Source organism: Microlunatus capsulatus (assembly GCF_017876495.1).
In the GTDB taxonomy this organism is placed as follows: Bacteria; Actinomycetota; Actinomycetes; order Propionibacteriales; family Propionibacteriaceae; genus Microlunatus; species Microlunatus capsulatus.
This window is the reverse complement of record NZ_JAGIOB010000001.1, coordinates 2,005,398-2,024,569: the sequence shown is the minus strand read 5'-3', so window position 1 is coordinate 2,024,569 and position 19,172 is coordinate 2,005,398. Positions and strand designations below refer to the sequence as shown.

General features: G+C 71.6%; 22 protein-coding genes and 1 tRNA gene. 11 read left to right on the top strand and 12 right to left on the bottom strand.

Annotated elements, in window-relative coordinates:
• Positions 1-158: 158 nt before the first annotated feature.
• The 4 genes from JOF54_RS09290 to JOF54_RS09275 are packed head-to-tail and all read right to left on the bottom strand — an operon-like array spanning position 159 to position 3,539.
• Complete coding sequence (locus tag JOF54_RS09290) at positions 159-860, bottom strand: flavodoxin (RefSeq protein ID WP_210055001.1); 702 nt, start codon at positions 858-860, stop codon at positions 159-161.
• Positions 861-872: 12 nt separating this feature from the next.
• The gene (locus JOF54_RS09285) at positions 873-1,760 is read right to left on the bottom strand and encodes an aldo/keto reductase (protein ID WP_210054999.1); all 888 of its coding nucleotides are present in this window, start codon (positions 1,758-1,760) and stop codon (positions 873-875) included.
• A gap of 33 nt (positions 1,761-1,793) precedes the next feature.
• A complete protein-coding gene (locus JOF54_RS09280; protein ID WP_210054997.1) occupies positions 1,794-2,780 on the bottom strand; it encodes an aldo/keto reductase in 987 nt (328 codons plus the stop codon).
• A gap of 36 nt (positions 2,781-2,816) precedes the next feature.
• Positions 2,817-3,539 (bottom strand): SDR family oxidoreductase, encoded by a 723-nt coding sequence (locus JOF54_RS09275; RefSeq protein ID WP_210054995.1) that lies wholly within the window; start codon positions 3,537-3,539, stop codon positions 2,817-2,819.
• A gap of 147 nt (positions 3,540-3,686) precedes the next feature.
• Between JOF54_RS09275 and JOF54_RS09270 the strand changes: the two genes are divergently transcribed.
• From JOF54_RS09270 to JOF54_RS09245, 6 genes are all read left to right on the top strand, one after another.
• Entirely contained in the window at positions 3,687-4,559 is an 873-nt protein-coding gene (locus tag JOF54_RS09270; RefSeq protein ID WP_210054992.1) for a helix-turn-helix transcriptional regulator, read from the top strand.
• Positions 4,560-4,632: 73 nt separating this feature from the next.
• Positions 4,633-4,947 carry a carboxymuconolactone decarboxylase family protein gene (locus JOF54_RS09265; protein ID WP_210054990.1) on the top strand — a complete coding sequence of 105 codons (315 nt, stop codon included), beginning with the start codon at positions 4,633-4,635 and terminating at the stop codon, positions 4,945-4,947.
• Positions 4,944-6,152: an MFS transporter gene (locus JOF54_RS09260; RefSeq protein WP_307803994.1), complete on the top strand. Its 1,209-nt coding sequence runs from the start codon at positions 4,944-4,946 to the stop codon at positions 6,150-6,152. The genes JOF54_RS09265 and JOF54_RS09260 overlap by 4 nt, the downstream gene beginning before the upstream one ends.
• Before the next feature lie 297 nt (positions 6,153-6,449).
• A complete protein-coding gene (locus JOF54_RS09255; protein WP_210054988.1) occupies positions 6,450-8,048 on the top strand; it encodes a replication initiator in 1,599 nt (532 codons plus the stop codon).
• Between the two features lie 11 nt (positions 8,049-8,059).
• On the top strand, positions 8,060-8,275 hold the full coding sequence (locus tag JOF54_RS09250) for a helix-turn-helix transcriptional regulator (RefSeq protein WP_210054986.1): 216 nt from the start codon (positions 8,060-8,062) through the stop codon (positions 8,273-8,275).
• On the top strand, positions 8,275-9,426 hold the full coding sequence (locus tag JOF54_RS09245) for a tyrosine-type recombinase/integrase (protein WP_210054984.1): 1,152 nt from the start codon (positions 8,275-8,277) through the stop codon (positions 9,424-9,426). The genes JOF54_RS09250 and JOF54_RS09245 overlap by 1 nt, the downstream gene beginning before the upstream one ends.
• A gap of 96 nt (positions 9,427-9,522) precedes the next feature.
• Here the strand turns inward: JOF54_RS09245 and JOF54_RS09240 are convergent.
• Positions 9,523-9,598 (bottom strand) — tRNA-Glu (locus JOF54_RS09240).
• Positions 9,599-9,651: 53 nt separating this feature from the next.
• The gene (locus JOF54_RS09235) at positions 9,652-10,971 is read right to left on the bottom strand and encodes a VldE C-terminal domain-containing protein (RefSeq protein ID WP_210054982.1); all 1,320 of its coding nucleotides are present in this window, start codon (positions 10,969-10,971) and stop codon (positions 9,652-9,654) included.
• A 258-nt stretch (positions 10,972-11,229) separates the two neighbouring features.
• On the opposite strand from JOF54_RS09235, the gene JOF54_RS09230 reads away from it, so the two are divergent.
• Positions 11,230-11,898, top strand: a complete 669-nt coding sequence (locus JOF54_RS09230) for a Pr6Pr family membrane protein (RefSeq protein WP_210054980.1) — start codon at positions 11,230-11,232, stop codon at positions 11,896-11,898.
• Entirely contained in the window at positions 11,895-12,248 is a 354-nt protein-coding gene (locus JOF54_RS09225) for a metallopeptidase family protein (RefSeq protein ID WP_372443479.1), read from the top strand. The genes JOF54_RS09230 and JOF54_RS09225 overlap by 4 nt, the downstream gene beginning before the upstream one ends.
• Here the strand turns inward: JOF54_RS09225 and JOF54_RS09220 are convergent.
• Genes JOF54_RS09220 through JOF54_RS09210 form a run of 3 tightly spaced genes read right to left on the bottom strand, consistent with a single transcriptional unit; the run spans position 12,239 to position 13,729 of the window.
• Positions 12,239-12,589, bottom strand: a complete 351-nt coding sequence (locus JOF54_RS09220; RefSeq protein WP_210054977.1) for a DUF202 domain-containing protein — start codon at positions 12,587-12,589, stop codon at positions 12,239-12,241. The two genes, JOF54_RS09225 and JOF54_RS09220, sit on opposite strands and share 10 nt — an antisense overlap.
• Before the next feature lie 38 nt (positions 12,590-12,627).
• Positions 12,628-13,008: a YidH family protein gene (locus JOF54_RS09215; protein WP_210054976.1), complete on the bottom strand. Its 381-nt coding sequence runs from the start codon at positions 13,006-13,008 to the stop codon at positions 12,628-12,630.
• Between the two features lie 19 nt (positions 13,009-13,027).
• Positions 13,028-13,729, bottom strand: a complete 702-nt coding sequence (locus JOF54_RS09210) for a hypothetical protein (RefSeq protein ID WP_210054974.1) — start codon at positions 13,727-13,729, stop codon at positions 13,028-13,030.
• Between the two features lie 85 nt (positions 13,730-13,814).
• On the opposite strand from JOF54_RS09210, the gene JOF54_RS09205 reads away from it, so the two are divergent.
• The 3 genes from JOF54_RS09205 to JOF54_RS09195 are packed head-to-tail and all read left to right on the top strand — an operon-like array spanning position 13,815 to position 15,872.
• Positions 13,815-14,192 (top strand): DnaJ family domain-containing protein, encoded by a 378-nt coding sequence (locus JOF54_RS09205; RefSeq protein WP_210054973.1) that lies wholly within the window; start codon positions 13,815-13,817, stop codon positions 14,190-14,192.
• The gene (locus tag JOF54_RS09200) at positions 14,189-14,581 is read left to right on the top strand and encodes a VOC family protein (RefSeq protein ID WP_210054971.1); all 393 of its coding nucleotides are present in this window, start codon (positions 14,189-14,191) and stop codon (positions 14,579-14,581) included. Before JOF54_RS09205 ends, JOF54_RS09200 begins: the two co-directional genes overlap by 4 nt.
• Positions 14,582-14,636: 55 nt before the next feature.
• Complete coding sequence (locus JOF54_RS09195) at positions 14,637-15,872, top strand: ROK family transcriptional regulator (protein ID WP_210054969.1); 1,236 nt, start codon at positions 14,637-14,639, stop codon at positions 15,870-15,872.
• Positions 15,873-15,954: 82 nt separating this feature from the next.
• Here JOF54_RS09195 and JOF54_RS09190 read toward each other — a convergent pair whose 3' ends face one another.
• Genes JOF54_RS09190 through JOF54_RS09180 form a run of 3 tightly spaced genes read right to left on the bottom strand, consistent with a single transcriptional unit; the run spans position 15,955 to position 19,120 of the window.
• A complete protein-coding gene (locus JOF54_RS09190; protein WP_210054967.1) occupies positions 15,955-17,337 on the bottom strand; it encodes a GH1 family beta-glucosidase in 1,383 nt (460 codons plus the stop codon).
• 44 nt (positions 17,338-17,381) lie between these two features.
• A complete protein-coding gene (locus JOF54_RS09185) occupies positions 17,382-18,344 on the bottom strand; it encodes an aldo/keto reductase (RefSeq protein WP_210054965.1) in 963 nt (320 codons plus the stop codon).
• The gene (locus JOF54_RS09180) at positions 18,341-19,120 is read right to left on the bottom strand and encodes a VOC family protein (protein ID WP_210054963.1); all 780 of its coding nucleotides are present in this window, start codon (positions 19,118-19,120) and stop codon (positions 18,341-18,343) included. The genes JOF54_RS09185 and JOF54_RS09180 overlap by 4 nt, the downstream gene beginning before the upstream one ends.
• Positions 19,121-19,172: the final 52 nt, after the last annotated feature.

The window sequence follows — 19,172 nt, the reverse complement described above, 5'->3', positions numbered from 1 at the left end:
ACCGGCAGAACCGCAACCCCGTGACGTGACCAGTTGAGCCCGCGGGCGTAGCGGCCCGCAGCGCAGCGAGGACACGCGGAGCCGGAGGGCTCCGCCGAGCGCAGCGAGGCTCTTGAACCAGTAAGGAAAGTCGTAACCGCTGCTTCGCTGGTGCTCAGTCAGGTGTTGAGGAGACCGGATGTGCGGAGCCAGGCTTCCACGTCGTCCCGGTGCTGGGCGACCTCCTCGCCCTGGACGGCGAGCCCGGGACCGAGCTGGACACCGGGCAGGGCCGCGGCGTAGACCTCCTCAGTTCGGCCCAGGCCGCTGACGGCGTAGGTGACGAAGGGGTGCACGGTCTTGGCGGTGAAGTCCTGGCTGTCGAGGAAAGTGCTCAGGATCATCGGGGGCCTGACGTTCCAGATGGGGCTGCCCACCAGCACGGTGTCGTACTGCGTGATCGACGGGATCGGGTTGGCGATCGCTGGTCGGGCGTCGTCGTTCTGCTCCTGGGAGTTGCGGCTGACCGTGGCGTCGTAGTCCGAGGAGTAGGGGTCGGCCGCGTCGATCCGGTAGGTGTCGCAGTCGATGAGGTCGGCGATCATGCGGGCCAGGACTTCGGTGTTGCCGACCTCGAGGTCACGGCGACCGCCGTAGTAGTAGTTCTCTCCGGGTCGGGAGAAGTAGGCCAGCAGCGTCCGCGCAGAGTCTTCCGCTGTCGTCGTCGGTCTCTCCTTCGGGTCAGCGGTCGGCGTGCTGGCCGAGTCCGTTCGTGGTGGTGAAGTGCAGGAGCTGAGCAGCGCGCCCCCTGCAGCCGCGGCGCCGAGGACGGCGCCGCGGTGCAGAAGAGCCCGCCGGCTCAGGTCGGGGTGGAGACCCATGCCGACCAGAGCTCAGTCCTCCGGGATCGGCCGGCCGAAGTTCTCCAGGGTGATGGCCTCGGGCTCGGGTCCTCCGCGCTGCTCGGTGTCCAGGCCGTCGATGGCGCTCATCTGCTGGGTGGTGAGCTCGAAGTTGAAGACGTCGATGTTCTCGGCGATGCGGTGCGGCTTGGTCGACTTGGGGATGACGGAGCGGCCCTGCTGGAGGTGCCAGCGCAGCATCACCTGGGCTGGGGTGGCGCCCTGAGCGGCGGCGATGTCGGTGATGACCGGGTCTTCGAGGGTGCTGGTGTGCTGGCTGTCGCGGTAGAAGGTGATGCCGCCGATGGGGGACCACGCCTGGGTGAGGATCCCGTGCTTGTTGCCGAAGTCCTGGATCTCGCGCTGCTGGAAGTAGGGGTGGACCTCGATCTGGTTGACCGCAGGGACGACGGTGGCGACGTCGAGGAGGCGGGTGAGGTGGTCGACCATGAAGTTGCTGACGCCGATGGCGCGCACCTTGCCGTCGGCCAGGAGCTTCTCCAGCGCCTTGTAGGCGCTGAGGGTCTTGTCGAACTCCGAGGGCAGGGCCTGGTGCAGGATCAGGAGGTCGATCTGGTCGACGCCGAGCTTGCGTGCGGACTTCTCGAAGCTGTGCAGGGTCTGGTCGTAGCCGTAGTCGCTGATCCAGATCTTGGTCTCGATGAAGACCTCGGACCGGTCGAGGTCGGAGGCGGTGACGGCTTCGCCGACCTGGCGCTCGTTGCCGTAGGCGGCTGCGGTGTCGATGTGGCGGTAGCCAGCGGTCAGGGCGGCGGTGACGGCGTCCCGGGTCTCATCGGGCGGGGTCTGGAAGACGCCGAGGCCGAGGGCGGGCAGGGTGACGCCGTTGTTGAGGGTCAGGGTGGTCACGTCAGGCATGAGAGGTCCTTCTTGTGTGGTGAGTGCTGGTGGTCAGCGGTTGATCCACTGCTGCATGGCGGCGGGGTAGCGATCGCCGCTGAGGTCGATCTGGTTGGCGGCGGTGGTGAGCTCGTCGAGGTCGGCCGGCGACAGCTGCAGGTCGGCGGCGGCGGTGTTCTCCTGCAGCCGGTGGACCTTGGTGGTGCCGGGGATCGGGACGATCGTGGGGTGCTGGGCGAGAAGCCAGGCCAGGGCGACCTGAGCGGGGGTGGCGTCGTTGCGAGCCGCGACGGCGGCGACCAGCTCGACGAGTGCCTGATTGTCGAGCCGGGCCTGCTCGGTGAAGCGGGGCAGGGTGTTGCGGATGTCGCCCTCGGGGAACGGGGTGGCGCTGTCGATGGCGCCGGTGAGGAACCCTTTGCCGAGCGGGCTGAACGGGACGAAGCCGATGCCGAGCTCGATCAGGGTGGGCAGGATCTCCGCCTCGGGCTCGCGCCAGAACAGCGAGTACTCACTCTGCAGCGCGGTCACGGGCTGGACGGCGTGCGCGCGGCGGATGACGTCGACGCCGGCCTCGGACAGCCCGAAGTGGCCGACCTTGCCGGCGTCGATGAGCTCCTTGACCGTCCCGGCGACGTCCTCGATGGGGACGTCGGGGTCGACGCGGTGCTGGTAGAGGAGGTCGATCTTCTCGACCTGCAGTCGCTGCAGGGAGCCGTCGACGGTGGCGCGGATGTGGTCTGGCCGGCTGTTCAGCGGGGTCGGGCTGCTGGGGTCGAGGGGGAAGCCGAACTTGGTGGCGATGACGACCTGGTCGCGCACCGGTGCGAGGGCCTTGCCGACGAGGGTCTCGTTGGTGAAGGGGCCGTAGACCTGGGCGGTGTCGACGAAGGTGACGCCGAGGTCGATCGCGGCACGCAGCACGGTGATGCCGTGCTCGTCGTCGACGGCTGGGCCGAGGCCGTGGCTGAGGCCCATGGCCCCGAAGCCGATGGCCGAGACCTCCAGGCCGCTGGTACCGAGAGTGCGCTTGTCCATGGATGGCTCCTAGATGAGTAGGTGGAGGTCGAGAGATCAGGCCTGGCCGGCGGGGCGCAGGAGGATCTCGTTGATGGCGAGGCGCCGCGGGCGGGCGAGGGTGAAGGCGATGATCTCGGCGACGTCGTCGGCGGTGACCTCGGCGACGTCATAGGCCTGCTGGACACCCTGCCGGGTCTCCTCGTGGGTGATGTGGGTCGACAGCTCGGTGGCCACGATGCCGGGCTCGATCAGCGTGACGCGGACATCGGGCAGCAGCTCGTGGCGCAGGGACTCCGACCAGCCGTTCATGCCCCACTTGGTGGCGGCGTAGACCCCGTTGCCGGCACGGGCGGTGCGGCCGGCGACCGAGGAGATGTTGATGATGTCCCCGCCACCGTCCTTCAGCTGGTCGAGGAAGACCTCGGTGGTGGTGATGGCCCCCAGGAGGTTCACCTCGACCATCTGGCGGTAGTCGTTCCGCTGCTCGGCTGAGAACGGGCCGAGCAGCATGACGCCGGCGTTGTTGACCAGGACGTCGGTTCCCCCGAGCTCGGCCTGGACCCGTTCGGCGGCGGCCACGAGGGCGTCGCGGTCGGTCACATCGGCCTCGACTGCGAGGGCGCCCTCGCCGAGCTCGGCCGCCAGGGCGGTGATCCGGTCGAGACGACGCGCGAGCAACGCGACGCGGTAGCCAGCAGCGGCAAGGCTGCGGGCGGTGGCGGCACCGATGCCGGAGGAGGCTCCGGTGATCACGGCGACCGGCTGGGTGGCAGTCATGAGCACTTCCGTTCTCGCTGGTGGTCCTCAGCCCTTGAGGGCTGCACCAACTAGTGAAGTGCTGATGGGCAGGGTGTGGGAGTGCGGGGTTATCCGTGTACCAGCAGTCACTCCTCCACGGCGACGATCCCTCGTAGCGTGGAGGTCATGGACAACCAGGCCGAGGTACGCGAGTTTCTTCGCACTCGCCGTGCTCGTGTCACCCCGGACCAGGCGGGCTTGCTCACGGGCGGCCGCCGACGGGTGACGGGGCTGCGGCGCGAGGAGGTCGCGATGCTCGCCTCGGTCAGCACTGACTACTACGCCAAGATGGAACGCGGCAACCTGACCGGCGTCTCACCCGAGATCCTCGACGCCGTCGCCACCGCCCTACAGCTCGACGAGGCCGAGACCGCCCACCTGCGCGACCTCGCCCGGGCCGCGACCCCAGCCCTGGCCCGACGCCGCCCCCGAGCCACCGACGGAACGGTGCGACCGTCGCTGCAACGCTTCCTCGACGCCGTGACCGGAGCCCCCGCGTGGGTCGTCAACCAGCGCAAAGACCTCCTCGCCACCAATGCGCTCGGCCGCGCGCTGATGGCGCCGATGCTGGACGACCCCAGCAACGGCGCCAATATGGCCCGCTTCACCTTCTTCAGCCCCTTGTCGCGCAGCTTCTACCCCGACTGGGAGCAGGGCGCGAACAGCATCGCCGCCTCCTTGCGCAGCACCGCCGGGCAGCACCCGCACGACAAGGCCCTCACCGACCTCATCGGTGAGCTCGTCACCCGCAGCGACGACTTCCGCCTCCGCTGGTCGGCCCACAACGTCCGCTTCCACCGCAGCGGCACCAAGCGCATCCACCACCCCGACGTCGGCGACCTCGAGTTCACCTTTGAAGGCCTCGAGCTGCCCGACCACCCCGGCTGCACCCTGTACGCCTACACCACCGTTGCCGGGTCGCCCACGGAGGAACGGATCCAGCTGCTCGGGAACCTCGCCGCCACCCGGGAAGCCGCCGCCGCCGACCTCGACCGCTGACGACCCCGACCACCACCCCGGTGCCAGCCACGCCTGGTGCTGAATGCGCACGCCCTCGACGAAGGAACACACCATGCCCGAGCAGACCCCCGCCCAGCGCGCCGTCGGCGACATCGCCCCGAAACTCGCCCAGCTGACCGACGACGTCCTCTTCGCCGACGTCTGGGAACGCCCCGAGCTCTCCAAGCGCGACCGCAGCCTCGTCACCGTGGCAAGCCTCGTCACCTCGGGCAGTACCGAACAGCTCGTAGGACATCTCGCTCGCGCCAAGCAGAACGGCCTCACCGAGACCGAGCTCGTGGAAGCGCTCACCCATCTCGCCTTCTACGCCGGCTGGCCCAAGGCCATGTCCGCCCTGCAGGTCGCCAAGCGCGTCTTCGCCGAGTGAGAACAGCCCGACTGCTGGTTCCCTCCACGGCCCTGATCTGGGGGCTGCAGATCGCGTTCCTCAACCCGGCCCTGGCGCTGATCCTGGTCAGCCTCTACGACGCCACCACCACCGAGGTCGGCGTCGTGCTCGCGGTCTACAACGCGAGCGGGTTCATCGCCTCCCTGGTGGTGCCCGCCTACGCTGACCGCCACGGCGACTACCTGCGCCCGATGGTCGGCTGCGGCGTGCTGACCCTGCTCCTCGCCCTGCTGCTGGCCAGCACCACCTCGCTGCCCGTGGCGGTCCTCGCCCTGGTCCTGGTCGGCGGCCCCGCCGGCGTCGGCAGCAGCCTGCTCTACGCCCACCTCCGCCACGCCGGCGCGAGGCCCGCTGACATCGTCAACACCCGCGCCATCGTCTCGGTCGCCTGGGTCGGCGGACCACCGCTGGCCACCCTCATCATCGGCATCCTCGGCGAACGAGCCATCCTGCTCGCCCTCGCCGCAGTCTCCGTGCTCGGTATCACGGCCACCGCGGCCCTCTCCGCCCAGCACCGACGCACCCTCGCGTCCGAGAGCTCGGCGGGCGCCAAGGCGACGTTCGAGGAGGAGGACCTCGGCCTCAACCGGACTGCGGTCATCCTGGTCGTGGCGGCCTTCGTGCTGCTCCAAGCCGGGAACGCCACGGTCACCTCGATCCTCACCGTCTACGTGACCGAGACCTTGCACGTCGACGTGGTCTGGGCGGGCATCGCGCTCGGAGTCGCTGCCGGCCTCGAAGTGCCGGCCCTGATCCTGATCGGCCGGCTCAGCTCCCGCTACTCCAGCTTCGGGCTGCTCACCACCGGCACCCTCGCCGGCATCGCCTACTACCTGGGGGTGGCTGCGACACCTGGGCCAGTCCTCCTGCTCATCCTGCAACCCCTCAACGCCTGGGCCTTCGCCGCGATCGCCGGCGTCGGGCTCCCGCTGTTCCAGCAGATGATCCCGCGTCCTGGGCTCTCGACCGGGCTGTACATGAACACGCGCCGCATCGGTGCGATCGTCTCTGGGCCTCTGATCGCTCTCGGGTCTCTCACGGTGTTCGGTAATCGGGGCATCTTCGTCGGCTGCGCCGTCGTCACCGCCGCAGCACTGGTCGTCATCAGCGTGGTCAGCCGACGGCCTGCGCCGAGGACTCAGGCGGTTGACTCGACGACCGACGTCCCTGCCCGGGGTAGATGACCGTCGGAGTGTCGTTCGGAACTCGTCAGGTCGTGAGCCGCAGGTTCTGTCAGAGGCGTATGTCATGCTTCTTGTAGCAGATTGAACGCGCGCCACAACACAACGGCTTAATGCCTGGGGGTCGGCTCCCCACCCTGGCCTACGGGTCCACACACACTCGCCGCACAAAAACACTGCACTTGCTGCGCTGGCTGCCAACACCTCTGAACTGTTGCGTCTCGGTGCGGCTGCGAACCCCCGCATCGAAGGCCTCGCCCCTCTCGTGGCGGCGGTAGCCGGCCACCCTCAAGACCGGGTGTGCCGCGCGGCGGGTTCGCACTAGCCGCGCGGCACACCCTCTGGGTGGTGATCGTCACCGTGGACCTCCCCTCAACACTGAACGCCGGCCCTGCGGCCCACCATGACCGCGCCTGGCAGCACGACGACGAGGACTCCGGCCGTGGCCTGCTCAAGCTCGACGACCTGACTGCTGAGGTGTCGCAGCTGGTCGTGGCCAGGCTGGTGTCGAAGGACTTCGGCGCCTGGGCTGACACGTTGGCTCGGGTCGGCAACTGCGTCCGACCGGTCCGCCTTCGTGGCACCTCTGAGCGGATCGATCCGGCCACCGGTGAGGTGCTGTCGAGCTTCTCGAGCTCTGATCACCCGCTGGGTGTGGTGCACGTTCGGTGTGGGAACCGGCGGGCGTCGGAGTGCCCGTCCTGCTCCCGTCTCTACGCGGCGGACATGTTCCACCTCATCCGCGCCGGCGTCACCGGCGGGAAGACGGTCCCCGAGTCGGTGGCCGACCACCCGCTGCTGTTCGCCACCCTCACCGCCCCCTCCTTCGGCCGCGTCCACACCAGCGGGCGTTGCCACCCCGGCGACCTGAACCGTCGGTGCCCGCACGGCCGGCCGCTCGCCTGCGGACTGGTCCATGCCGAGGGCGTCGAGGGCAGAAGGTCTGCCGTCCTGCTGGGGCAGCCGCTGTGCCCGGACTGCTACGACTACGCGTCCCATGTGGTGTGGCAGTGGTTCGCCCCCGACCTGTGGCGCCGGTTCACGATCGCCTTGCACCGCGGCCTCGCCCACCACCTCGGCATCCCTGCTCATGCGTTGCCGGAGGTGGCGACGGTGCAGTACGCCAAGGTGGCGGAGTTCCAACGCCGCGGCGCCGTTCACTTCCACGCCCTCATCCGCCTCGACGGCCCCCGGAGTCCCAGCGGGGTCACCGACCCGCCTGGCGCGGTGACGGCTGACGTGCTCGCCACCCTCGTAACTCAGGCGGCGTCTACGGTGCACCTGCACGTGCCTGCCGTCGACGATCAGGACGTGCCCCGCCGCCTGGTGTTCGGCCGTCAGCTCGACGTCCGGGTCGTTCGCTCCCACCGCCCCGATGACGACCAGGCGCTCACCGCAGCCCAGGTCGCCGGGTACCTGGCCAAGTACTCGACGAAGACCGCCAGCGACGACGTCGCCACCAGCACCGCCCACCACCGCCGCCTGCAGGCCACCATCGCCGACCTGAACCTCCGCGCCCAGGTCGCCACCCTCGCCACCGGCCGCAGCCCGTATGAGCTGCTGGGGCACTGGGGGCGGATGCTCGGGTTCCGCGGCCACTTCGCCACGAAGTCCCGCCGCTACTCGATCACCCTCGGCCAGCTGCGCCGCGCCCGGCAACGCGCCCAGGCCCGTATTGCCGCCAGCCGGGCCAGCGGCACCCCACTGGACCTGGCCAGCCTCGAAGCTGATCTCCTCGCCGATGAGGAGGAGACCACCCTCGTGATCGGACGGTGGTCCTACCTCGGATCCGGCTGGGCGGATGAGGGCGAGACAGCCCTGGCTGCTGCCGCCGCCGCCCGGGCCCGTGAGTACGCCCAGGAGAAGGCCGCAGCGCGTCAGCACACCAGTCCGAGATGAGAGGAACGCAGATGAGCAAGAGGCCGATCGTGACGGAGCCTCCCGAGAGGCTGATGACGCTCGCCGACCTCTCGGAGATGCTCGGAGTGCCGGTCGCGACCTTGTACGCGTGGCGCTGTCGCGGGGAGGGGCCGTCGGGTTACCGGATAGGCCGCTACGTCCGCTACCGGCGCTCGGCGGTCGAGGCGTGGATCGAGGGTCAGGCCGATCCTGTCCGGGAGCCGTGATGACGTCGATCGAGCGCCGTGAGCTGCAGCAGCAGGACAAGTCGGGTCGGGTGAGGACGGTGGTGCGCTACAAGGTTCGATACCGGGATGGGGCCGGTCGGGAGCACAGCGAGACCAAGCGCCGTCTGGTCGACGCTGAGCGGCGCAGGGCCGAGATCGAGCTCGAGCTGTCGGGTGGGACGTGGCACGACCCTCGGCGGGGTGAGGTCCGGCTGTCGGTCTGGGCGGGGGAGTGGTTGCTCACGCGTCACGATCTCCGGCCGACGACGCACGCGCGGCTGGCGACGACGTTGTCTCGGCAGGTTCTGCCGAGGTTCGGGGCGACCCCGCTGCTGAAGATCAGCAACGGTGCGGTCCGAGCCTGGGTAGCTGAGATGGTGGCGAGCGGGCTCTCGCCTGCCACGGTCCGCAAGGCGGTGTTCGCCCTGCGTCAGTGCCTAGCAGCAGCCATCTCCGACCGACGGCTCGCACTGAACCCCGCCGCCGACGTGCCACTACCGGCTGAGCGCTCGAAGCCACCTCGCTTCCTCGCACAGTCCCAGGTCGAGCGTCTCGCGGCGGAGATGCCCGATCAGTACGTCGCCCTTGTCCTGGTCGGCGCATACGGTGGGTTGCGGTGGGGTGAGGCGGTCGGGCTCACCAGGGCCAGCATCGACGCTCTCCGGTCGCGGATCATCGTCGAGTCCACAGCTATCGAGGTGCACGGCAAGGTCACGCTGGGCCAGGAGCCGAAGACGCGGCGGTCCAAGCGCACGATCCCCGTCGCCCGCTCAGTGATGAGGCGGCTCGAGCAGCACCTGGCGGATCACGTCGGCCGAGAACCTGACGCCCTGGTCTTCACCGCTCGGCGAGGTGGCCCGCTCTTCCGGTCGACCTTCGCTCGTGAGGCATGGCGTCCGGCTGTCGAGCGCGCTGGCCTCGACGGCTTCACCTTCCACGGCCTGCGGCACAGCTTCGTCGCCATCCTGGTCGCCGCTGGTTGCAACGTCCGTGAGGTCTCGGAGTGGGCCGGCCACAACAGCGTCGCCTTCACACTCACCCGGTACGGCGGCCTCTTCGAGGACGGGTCGAACCAAGCCGTCGACCGGCTCGATGCCTTGATGCAGGGGCTCCAGGGCGGCGGCGCCGTCGTCGAGCTCCGGCGGGACTGAGTCGAATGTGTGTCCCGGATGTGTCCCCGGCCCGGGTACCTCGGACTCCGACTGAGGGCCGAACGACCAAATCACCTGGTCAGAGGTCGGTTGTCTTGGCATCCCCAACGGGATTCGAACCCGCGCTGCCGCCTTGAAAGGGCGGTGTCCTAGGCCGCTAGACGATGGGGACCTGGTGCCCGGCGAGTGTACCGCCGAGCACCGGGCCCCGCACCGGCCGCTGGATCAGCCGTAGACCGTGATGTGCACGTGGTTCTTGTGGTTCGCCGAGTCCCCGCCGCGGTCCGCCATCGGGCGCCAGCCCTCCTTGTCGCGCTGGATGTTCCAGATGCGCTGGTTCCAGATCACGTACTGGATGCCGAGGGCGCGGGCGTTGGTCCGGGCCCAGGCCGCGACCTCGCCGCCCAGCGCCTTGCCGCCCGAGGAGGTGTAGGACGGGATCATCAGGTCCAGCGCGCGGCCCGAGGGGTGGTCCGGGATGGAGTCGGCGCGGACGCCGTAGTAGGTGGTGATCTGCGGGAACTGCAGCCGGGCGGCGCGGTGCACCTTGACGGCGTTCGGCTTCAGCCCTCGCTCGACGCCTGCGCCGGCGCCGTTGTCGACCGAGGGCCGGCTGGTCGCGAGGTACTTCGCGGTCACCCAGCGGGCCGCCTTGTTCCAGATGATCTGCATCCGGCCGTCGACGACCACGCCGGTGATGCTCAGGGCCGTGCCGCGCGGCACCTCGCCGACGGCGGTGTAGGAGTCGGCGCTGGTGGAGCGGATGTCCAGGGTCGCCGTGGCGTAGCGGGTCCCGGTGACCCGCGGCAGGCCGGGCACGGCGGGCTGGTCGGCGGTCGGCGCGGCGAGGTACTTGGCGGTCACCCAGCGGGCCGCCTTGGCGTAGACCACCTGCGCGCGGCCGTTGGCGACGGCGCCGGTGATAGAGAGCTTGGTGCCCTTCTTCACCTCGGCGATGCGGGTGTACTCGTCGGCGGCGGTGGAGCGGATGTCCAGGGCGGCGGTGGCGACCCGGGTGCCCACGACGGCCGGCACCCCGGTCGTCGCCTTGAGGTAGGTGCTGGCGACCCAGCCCTTCCGGCTGCCGAGCACGACCTCGGCGAACCCGTCCGCGGTCCGCCCGGTCATGGTGACCCGGGTGCCGCCGGCCAGCACGCGCAGGACGGCGTGGGAGGTGCCGGCACCGGTCCGGACGTTGACCGCGGTCGTCGTCGCCCGCAGGCTGCCCGCGGCGACCGAGGGGGTGGCGACGACGGGGGTGGCCGCCGTCGTCCGCAGGTACTTCGCGGCGACGTAGGCCTTGGCGTCGCGGAACTCGATGCGCGTCCAGCCCCCGCTGGTGCTGAGGGTGGTCACCCGTTGCCCGTCGCGCAGGGTGCCCAGCACGCGGTAGGTGGTGCCGGGCCCGGACCGGACGTTGAGCGCCTCGGTCGTCGTCGCGGTGCTGACGGCGGACGCCGGGGCGGTGCCCACCAGCCCCACCAGCAGCGCGGTGCAGACGAGCAGTCGTGCGCCGGTCCTCAGACCTGCTCGGATGACGTGCATTCGGAGTCCCTCCTGTGGGCCGTCGGCGACGGCTCTGCGTGCACCCGAGTCCTGGGAGGGACAGCACAACGATTGCGTCACGTCCGTCACAAGAACCCCAGGTTGCTCAGGACTCTAGGGCTGCCCCAGCGGTCGAAGCAAGGGTTGAGTAACGATTCGACCCGATTGGCAAGCCGACACGCGGATGACAGCGATGTAGTTTCACGGTTGTTATTCATGCACGAAGCGCCGTCGGCGGCGACCACTAGGCTGCGGCTCATGAGGTCGACGTCCGCGGCACGCCTGTCCCACGGCCTCACGGCCCTCGTCGCGGCGTTCGCCCTGGTCGCCCAGCTGGTGCTGACCGCCAGCGGCGCCGCGACGCTGGTCGAGGTCGACCCGCCGGGGCTGGGGGAGCGGCTGTTCCACCTGGTCAGCTACTTCACGATCCTGTCCAACGTCCTGGTGCTGGTGACCTGCGCGGCCGCCGCGCGCGACCCGCGGGTCGACGGCCCGGTGTGGCGGGTGCTGCGGCTGGACGCCGTCGTCGCCATCACCATCACCGGCGTCGTGCACTGGTTCCTGCTGCGCCCGCTGCTGGACCTGGAGGGGTGGTCCTACGCGGTGGACAAGCTGCTGCACGTGGTCGTGCCGCTGCTGACGGTGCTGGGCTGGGTGCTGTTCGGGCCGCGGCGCCGGGTGACCCGGCGGGTGGTGCTGCTGGCCCTCATCTACCCCTTCGCCTGGCTGTTCTACACGCTGGTGGTGGGCGCGGTCACCGGTTGGTACCCCTACCCGTTCCTCGACGTCGGCGAGAACGGGGCGGTCGCCGTGACGGTCGCCGCGCTCGGCATCGCCGTCTTCCTCTTCCTCCTCTCGGCGCTGGTCTGGTGGCTCGACCGGGTCCTCGGCCCGGCCCCGCGCCCGGCCCCGGAGGCCGCCCGGTGACGGTGACGATGGAGGCGCCGGAGTTCGAGGCGCTGGTCCAGCAGGCCCTCGACGAGGTGCCCGACGAGCTGCTGGCGCTGGTCGAGAACTGCGTGATCCTCGTGGAGGACGCCCCGCCCCCGGACCTCGCCGGGCTGCTCGGGCTCTACGACGGGGTGCCGCTCACCGAGCGCGGCGAGTTCTACGCCGGCGTGCTGCCGGACCGCATCCTCATCTACCGGCTGCCGATCCTCGCGATCTGCGACACCCACGAGGACGTCGTCGAGGAGGTGCACGTCACCGTCGTGCACGAGATCGCCCACCACTTCGGCATCGACGACGACCGGCTGCACGAGCTCGGCTACGACTGAGGGCCCGAGCCCAGCACCACGACGGCGGCCCCGAGGGCCGTCAGCACGACGAGGACGCTGAGCAGCAGCGGCGCCCGTGCGTCGGCGAGCGGGCGGCGCTGCCGGACCGCGTCGTCGTTGCGGCGGAACCGGCGGCGGGCCAGCACGCCCAGCGCCGCCGTCGTCACCACCGCGGCGATGCCCGCGACCACCGCGGCCGGCCAGGACACCAGCGCCAGCAGCCGGGCCACCACCAGCGAGCAGGCCAGGCCCGAGAGCAGGGTCCGCTGCCAGGCCAGCGCCGTCCGCTCGCTCTGCAGGCCCGGGTCCCAGGGGCCGCGACCGGCGGCCCCCGACCTCACCCGCTCACCGACCTCACGTGGTCACCGCCCTCACCGGCTCACGCGAACGTGACCAGGACGAGCGCGACGGCGGCCGCCAGCACGACGATGCCCGTGACCGCCAGCAGCAGGGCCGACGACGGCAGCGGCTCGCCCAGCCGGAGCGCCCGCTCGTTGCGGGCCCAGCGGACCAGGGCGCCGACGCCGCAGACCAGGCCGGCGAGGACGAGCAGCAGGGCGGCCACCCGGGCCTCGACGCCGAGCCCGCCGCCCAGCCGGCCGACGGCGGCCAGCGCCACCCCGGCCGCGACGAACCCCAGCGCGGTGCGCACCCAGGCCAGGAAGGTGCGCTCGTTGGCGAAGCTGAAGCGGGGGTCCGGCTCGTCGCCGACGCCGTAGACGCCCCGCGGCCACCGCCGGTCCGCACCCGTCTCCGTCACCCGGGCAGCGTAGGGCGGCTCAGGCCGGGCTCGTCTCCCGGGTGACGGCCAGGCTGCGCCGGTCGGTGCTCACCCAGCGGCGGCAGCGGCCCAGCACCGTCGGCGGCAGGTACCCGGCCTGCCGGTCCGCGCGCTCGGTGGGGGTGGCGCCGCAGCCCCGGGCCAGCGCGTCCCGCTCGGCCGGGTCGCCCACCAGCACCACGACGACGGACAGCAGGCCGCGGAGGCGGTTCACCTCCAGCGTCGCCTGCACCTCACGGGCGACCCGGGGCGCGACCAGCACGAGGGGCGTCCGGCTCAGCAGGAGGCGCTCCAGCAGGCCCAGCAGCTCGCGCAGGCTCACCACCTCGTCGGCGCAGACCAGGACGACCGGCTCGTCGAGGACCGCCCAGCCCGTGGCCGGGTCGGTGACGAAGTCCGCCGACGCCCAGCCGACCGCCACGCCGGTGCCGGCGCCGTCCGCCAGCTGGCGCTCGACCTCGGCGCGGCCGGCGGCGTCCAGGACGGGCCGCGGGTCCTCGGGCGGGCGGCGCGCCTGCAGCTCGGAGAGGTAGCGCGGCGCGGGCGCGTCGGCCCGGAAGTGGGGGATCACCCGGTCCGGCGGGGCCAGCACCTCCGCCGCCCGGCGACGGTTCCGGGCCCGGTCGTGGAGGGCGCCGAAGACGACGGCGGCCAGCCCGACGACGACCAGCACCGCCAGCCCGACGCTCCAGGGGTCCACCGCCCCAGGGTGGCACACCGGTCCCCGCCGGCCGGGTCGGCGATGGCTAGTCTCGAGGGCGAGGCGTTCCCGGGAGGAGCCAGGCATGGAGCGGTACGAGAGCTGGGTGGACCGCCAGGTCCGCGAGGCGCAGGAGCGCGGGGAGTTCGACGACCTGCCCGGGGCCGGTCGTCCCATCCCCGGGGTGGCGAAGCACGACCCGAACTGGTGGGTCAAGGGCCTGATCGAGCGCGAGAAGATCTCCGCCCCGCTGCCGCCGGGCCTGGCGCTGCGCCGGGAGGTCGAGCAGCTGCCGACGGCGCTGGCCGGCGTCCGCGACGAGGCCGCGGCCCGCGAGCTGGTCGAGGACCTCAACCAGCGGATCCTCGACCTCCGCCGGCGCCCGCCCGAGGCCGGCGTCCCGGTGGTCGTGCCGACGGTCGACGTCGAGGCGGCCCTGCAGCGCTGGCGGGCGTCGCGGTGAGCGGGCCGGGGGCTGACCGGCCACGGCTCCGCGTCAGCCACGTCAACCTCGGCTGCCGCGACGTCCCGGCGCTGCTGGCCTTCTACCAGCGGCTGCTGAGCTGGGAGGTCGAGGAGTCCTCGGCGGAGTGGGCGGTGCTGCGCGACCCGGCCGGCGGCGTCGCCCTGGCCTTCCAGGCCGAGCCCCACCACGTCCCGCCGGTCTGGCCGCCCCGCGGCCCCGAGGACCAGCAGATGCAGCTGCACCTGGAGATCGAGGTCGAGGACCTCGCGGCGGCCAGCGCGCACGCGGAGTCCTGCGGAGCGCCGGCCAGCGCCTTCCAGCCCCAGGACGACGTCCGCGTGCACGTCGACCCGGCGGGCCACCCCTTCTGCCTGTACCTCGGCTGACGCGGCGTGCACCCTTTCCTGACCTCTGCAATAAAGTCGTGGTCGTGGACGTGACGTGGCCAAGCACCTGAAGGGCGCGACGGCGGTCGAGACCCACAGCGCGATCCTCGACCTCATCCGCTCCAGCGGCGTCGTCAGCCGGATCGAGCTCGCCGACCGCTCCGGGCTCACCGGGGCGTCCATCTCCCGCATCGTCAAGCAGCTGCTGACCGAGGGCCTGATCGCCGAGGTCGGGTTCGGCGACCGCACCGGCGGCAAGCGGCGCACCCTGCTGCAGCTGAACGCCCGGTCCCGGCACGCCGTCGGGGTCTCGCTGGACTTCGCCAGCATCACCTACCTCGTCACCGACCTGGCGGGGGAGGTGATCGCCCGGCTCGACGCCGACGGGATCGGCCACGACACCCCCGGCGTCGTGATCCCGCGGGTCGCCGCCGAGCTGGAGGGCCTGGTCGGCTCCGCCGGCGTCGACCGGAGCACGGTGATGGGCATCGGGATGGCGGTCGCCGGCCGTCAGGACACCGCCCACCAGGTGCTCCGCGGCAACCCGCAGTCGGAGGACTGGGAGCTCTTCGACCTCGAGGAGACGCTGAGCACGGCCACCGACCTGCCCGTCGTGGTCGAGAACGACTCCACCTGCGCCGCGATCGGGGAGTTCTGGGTGGGCCGCATCCCGGCCTCGGCGGACTTCGCCACCGTCTACATGGCCACCGGCTTCGGCCTCGGCCTGGTCACCAAGGGCGACATCTACCGGGGCTCGTCCTCCAACGTCGGCGAGATCGGCCACATGGTCCTCGACGTCAACGGCCCGCCGTGCTGGTGCGGCAGCCAGGGCTGCCTGGAGATGCTCGCGGCCCCCGCCCGGATCGTCGAGCGGGCGCTGGAGCAGCCCGGCCTGGCCGCCGAGCTGGGCCTGCAGGGGGACCGGGCCACCGTCCGGCAGGACGCCGAGCGCGTCGCCCGGGCCGCGGCCGCCGACCACGAGCAGGCGCTCCCGGTCATCGAGGAGTCGGCGTTCTACCTGTCCCGCGCGCTGGTCTCGGTGACCAACCTGCTGGACCTCGACCAGATCATCCTGGCCGGTCCGGGCTTCGGGGCGGCGGGGGAGATCTACCTGCGCCGCATCTGGCAGGACCTGGAGCGGCTCAGCTTCGTCCGCGCCGTGCACCCGACCAAGATCGGGCTGTCCCGGTCCAGCGACATCTCCGCGGCCCTGGGGGCCGCGTCGCTCGTGCTGCACAGCCGGCTGACGCCGCACCAGACGTCGAGCCGGCTGGCCCTCGCCGTCCACTGACCCCTCGCCGTGAGCCGACGTGTCAGACGCTGGGGCGGCCGGGACCGCCCCAGGTTCTGACACGTCAGCCCACGGGTGGGCCTCAGGCCTGCTGCTGCGCCGCGAGGAAGTCGCGGAACCAGGCGCCGCTCTTCTTCACCGTGCGGACCTGGGTGTCGTAGTCGACGTGGACCAGCCCGAAGCGGCGGCTGAGGCCGAAGGCCCACTCCCAGTTGTCCATGAAGCTCCAGGCGAAGTAGCCGCGCAGCGGGAGGCCCTGGGCCACCGCGTCGGCGCAGGCGCCGGTGTGCAGCTCGAAGTAGTGCCGCCGCTCCTCGTCGTCGACCTGGCCGTCGGCGCCCACCTGGTCGTCGTAGGCCGCACCGTTCTCGGTGATGTAGATCGGCAGGTCGCCCGAGCGCTCGGCCACCATGGCGACGACGTCGACCAGGCCGTCGGGGTGGATCTCCCAGCCCATGAACGTCTTGTCGGCGCCGGTGTCGACGTGCTGGACGCGCTCGCTGCCCGGTGAGGCGCTGGGCACCGACGGGTCGGCGAAGACGCCGTCCTCCGGGCCGGCCGCGGTGTGCCGGCTGTAGTAGTTGATGCCCATGAAGTCGACGGGCACGTGGATGACGTCGAGGTCCCCGCTGCGCTCCTCGAACCAGTCGCTGAGCCCGGCGTCCAGCAGCACGTCGCTCGGGTAGGAGCCCGTGAGCACCGGGTCGAGGAAGAAGCGGTTGCCGATGCCGTCGGTGCGGCGGGCGGCCTCGTGGTCCAGCTCGGAGTCCGAGGCGGGGCGCACCGAGTAGAGGTTCAGCGTGATGCCCAGCACCGAGTCCGTGTGCCGGCTCTCCCGCATCGCGTTCATCGCCAGGCCGTGGCCGAGCAGCAGGTGGTGCGCGGCCTTGAAAGCGTCCGTGCCCACCTGCTTCCCGGGCGCGTGCACGCCGTTGCCGTAGCCGAGGAAGGCCGAGCACCACGGCTCGTTGAGGGTGATCCAGTGCTGGATGACGTCGCCCAGCGCGTCGTGGGTCAGCGCCGCGTAGTCGCGGAAGGCGGCCGCGGTGTCGAGGTTCAGCCAGCCGCCCTGGTCCTCCAGCGCCTGCGGCAGGTCCCAGTGGTAGAGCGTCGCCCACGGGGTGATGCCGTGCTCGTGGCAGGTCTCGGCGATCCGGCGGTAGAAGTCCAGCCCGGCCTGGCTGGCCGGGCCGGTGCCCGTCGCCTGGATGCGCGGCCAGGCGATGGAGAAGCGGTAGGCGTTGAAGCCGAGCGAGGCCATCAGCGCGATGTCCTCGGCGTAGCGGTGGTAGTGGTCGTCGGCCACGTCGCCGACGGTGCCGTCGGAGATCTTCCCGGCCGTGCGGGCGAAGGTGTCCCAGATGCTGGGGCCGCGGCCGTCCTCGGCGACGGCGCCCTCGATCTGGTACGACGCGGTGGCGGTGCCCCAGACGAAGTCGGCGGGCAGCTGGGTGGGGGTGGTCATGGGTCTCCTCAGGGGTCAGCGGGTCGCGGGGTGGGAGCTCGAGGTCAGGAGGGCTGGGAGTCCAGCCAGTGCTCGCGCGGGGGGCGGAGCGCCTCGAGCGCGTCGAAGAGGCTGTCGTCGAGCTCGACGCGCAGGGCCTCGATCAGCGCGTCCAGCCGGGCGGGCCGGCTGAGCCCGACCACGGTCGTGCTCACCCGCGGGTCGCGGACCGAGGCCTGCAGGGCGGCGGTGGCCAGGTCCGTGCCGTGCTCGGCGCAGACGCCGCGCATGGCCTCGACGGCGGCCAGGGTCACCGGGCTGGCCTCGCGGTAGCCGTACTTGGTGGTGCTGCCGGGCTTGGCCAGCAGGCCGCCGCCGTAGACGGCGGCGTTGACCAGCGCGACGCCGAGGTCCTCGGCCTGGGCCACCAGCTCGGTCGCGCTGCGGTCGACGAGGGTCCAGCGGTTGTGCACCAGGAGCACCTCGAAGCCGCCGAGGGCGAGGTAGCGCTGCATCTCCTGGGAGGTGCCGCCCGCCAGCCCGACGTGGCCGATCACGCCCTCGTCGCGCAGCGCCATCAGGGTCTCGACGGCGCCGCCGGGGCCCGCCAGCTCGTCGAAGTCGTGGAACTCGGGGTCGTGCAGGTAGACCAGCGGCAGCTGGTCCACGCCGAGCCGCTCCTGGGACTCGGCGACGCTGGCCCGGACGCGGGCGCCGGAGTAGTCCCGGCCCTTCGCGTCGACCTTGGTGGCGACCAGGAAGTCCGCCGGCAGCCCGCCGCGGGCCGCGACGGCCGCGCCGATCCGGCGCTCGCTCTCGCCACCGCTGTAGCCGTTGGAGGTGTCGAGGACCCGGACGGGGGAGTCCAGCACGTACGCCGCCAGGGCGACGCCGTCGTCGTAGGCGACCTCGTGCCCGAAGTTCTCGGGCATGCTGCCCAGCGGCGCACCCCCGACGGTCACCGCCGTCACCGACAGCCCGGTGGAGCCGAGCGGCCGGACCCAGTCGTCGCTCCCGGGCGCGGTCACGCGGCCGGGCCGTCGGTGGTGGCGAACAGGAAGCCGTCGGCGTCGGCCAGCACGGCCGCCCCCGAGGTGTTGTCGACCGTGGTCACGCCGGCGGTCGGGGCGGTGCCGGCCAGCTGCGCCCAGCCGAAGCCGGGGGCGTCGGGCTGCGGGCTGCGGGTCTGCTTGGCGGCCTCGTAGGTGAACACCTCGAGCACGGTAGCGCCCGACTTCAGGTAGCCGATGCTGAACCCCCGGGGGTCGTGGGGCTGCTCGATGGTGCCGATGAAGGAGAAGCCCAGCGGCGCGTAGAAGGCGTCGGTGGCGGCCCGGTCGTCGACGGTCACGGCGACGTGGTCGAAGCGCGGGCGCTCGGGCACGCCCAGGGCGCGCTCGGCGGCCACGCCGTCGGCGTCGAGGACCTGCGCGTACTGCAGGTCGCCCTCGACGAGCTCGAGCAGCGTGCCGTCCGGGTCGTAGAAGAAGCAGATCCGCACGCCGCCCTCGGCGTTCAGCGGGTCGAGGTGGAAGGGGACCCCGGCGGCCTTGAGGACCTCGGCCCGCGGGTCGACCCGGTCGACCTTGAACCCGACGTGGCGGAAGCCCCGCTGCAGGTCGTCGGCGACCCAGGTGCTGTCCGCGGCGGGCACGGAGCGCAGCTCGAGGGTGGCGGTGACGAGGTCGAGGACGGCGTGCTCGGCGGTGGCCTCGCCGACCACGGCGGCGTCGAGGAACTCGGTGTAGAAGGCGACCGAGCGCGCGACGTCGGTGCTGTTGATGATCACGTTCTGGATGGGCATGGCGGAGCTCTCTGTTCGGGTCAGGGGGTGGGGAACGCCCTGAGCCTGCCGA

Coding starts and splice junctions, on each gene's coding strand:
- JOF54_RS09290 (WP_210055001.1), bottom strand. CDS start 860: ATGGGTCTCCACCCCGACCTGAGCCGGCGGGCTCTTCTGCACCGCGGC.
- JOF54_RS09285 (WP_210054999.1), bottom strand. CDS start 1,760: ATGCCTGACGTGACCACCCTGACCCTCAACAACGGCGTCACCCTGCCC.
- JOF54_RS09280 (WP_210054997.1), bottom strand. CDS start 2,780: ATGGACAAGCGCACTCTCGGTACCAGCGGCCTGGAGGTCTCGGCCATC.
- JOF54_RS09275 (WP_210054995.1), bottom strand. CDS start 3,539: ATGACTGCCACCCAGCCGGTCGCCGTGATCACCGGAGCCTCCTCCGGC.
- JOF54_RS09270 (WP_210054992.1), top strand. CDS start 3,687: ATGGACAACCAGGCCGAGGTACGCGAGTTTCTTCGCACTCGCCGTGCT.
- JOF54_RS09265 (WP_210054990.1), top strand. CDS start 4,633: ATGCCCGAGCAGACCCCCGCCCAGCGCGCCGTCGGCGACATCGCCCCG.
- JOF54_RS09250 (WP_210054986.1), top strand. CDS start 8,060: ATGAGCAAGAGGCCGATCGTGACGGAGCCTCCCGAGAGGCTGATGACG.
- JOF54_RS09245 (WP_210054984.1), top strand. CDS start 8,275: ATGACGTCGATCGAGCGCCGTGAGCTGCAGCAGCAGGACAAGTCGGGT.
- JOF54_RS09235 (WP_210054982.1), bottom strand. CDS start 10,971: ATGCACGTCATCCGAGCAGGTCTGAGGACCGGCGCACGACTGCTCGTC.
- JOF54_RS09230 (WP_210054980.1), top strand. CDS start 11,230: ATGAGGTCGACGTCCGCGGCACGCCTGTCCCACGGCCTCACGGCCCTC.
- JOF54_RS09205 (WP_210054973.1), top strand. CDS start 13,815: ATGGAGCGGTACGAGAGCTGGGTGGACCGCCAGGTCCGCGAGGCGCAG.
- JOF54_RS09190 (WP_210054967.1), bottom strand. CDS start 17,337: ATGACCACCCCCACCCAGCTGCCCGCCGACTTCGTCTGGGGCACCGCC.
- JOF54_RS09180 (WP_210054963.1), bottom strand. CDS start 19,120: ATGCCCATCCAGAACGTGATCATCAACAGCACCGACGTCGCGCGCTCG.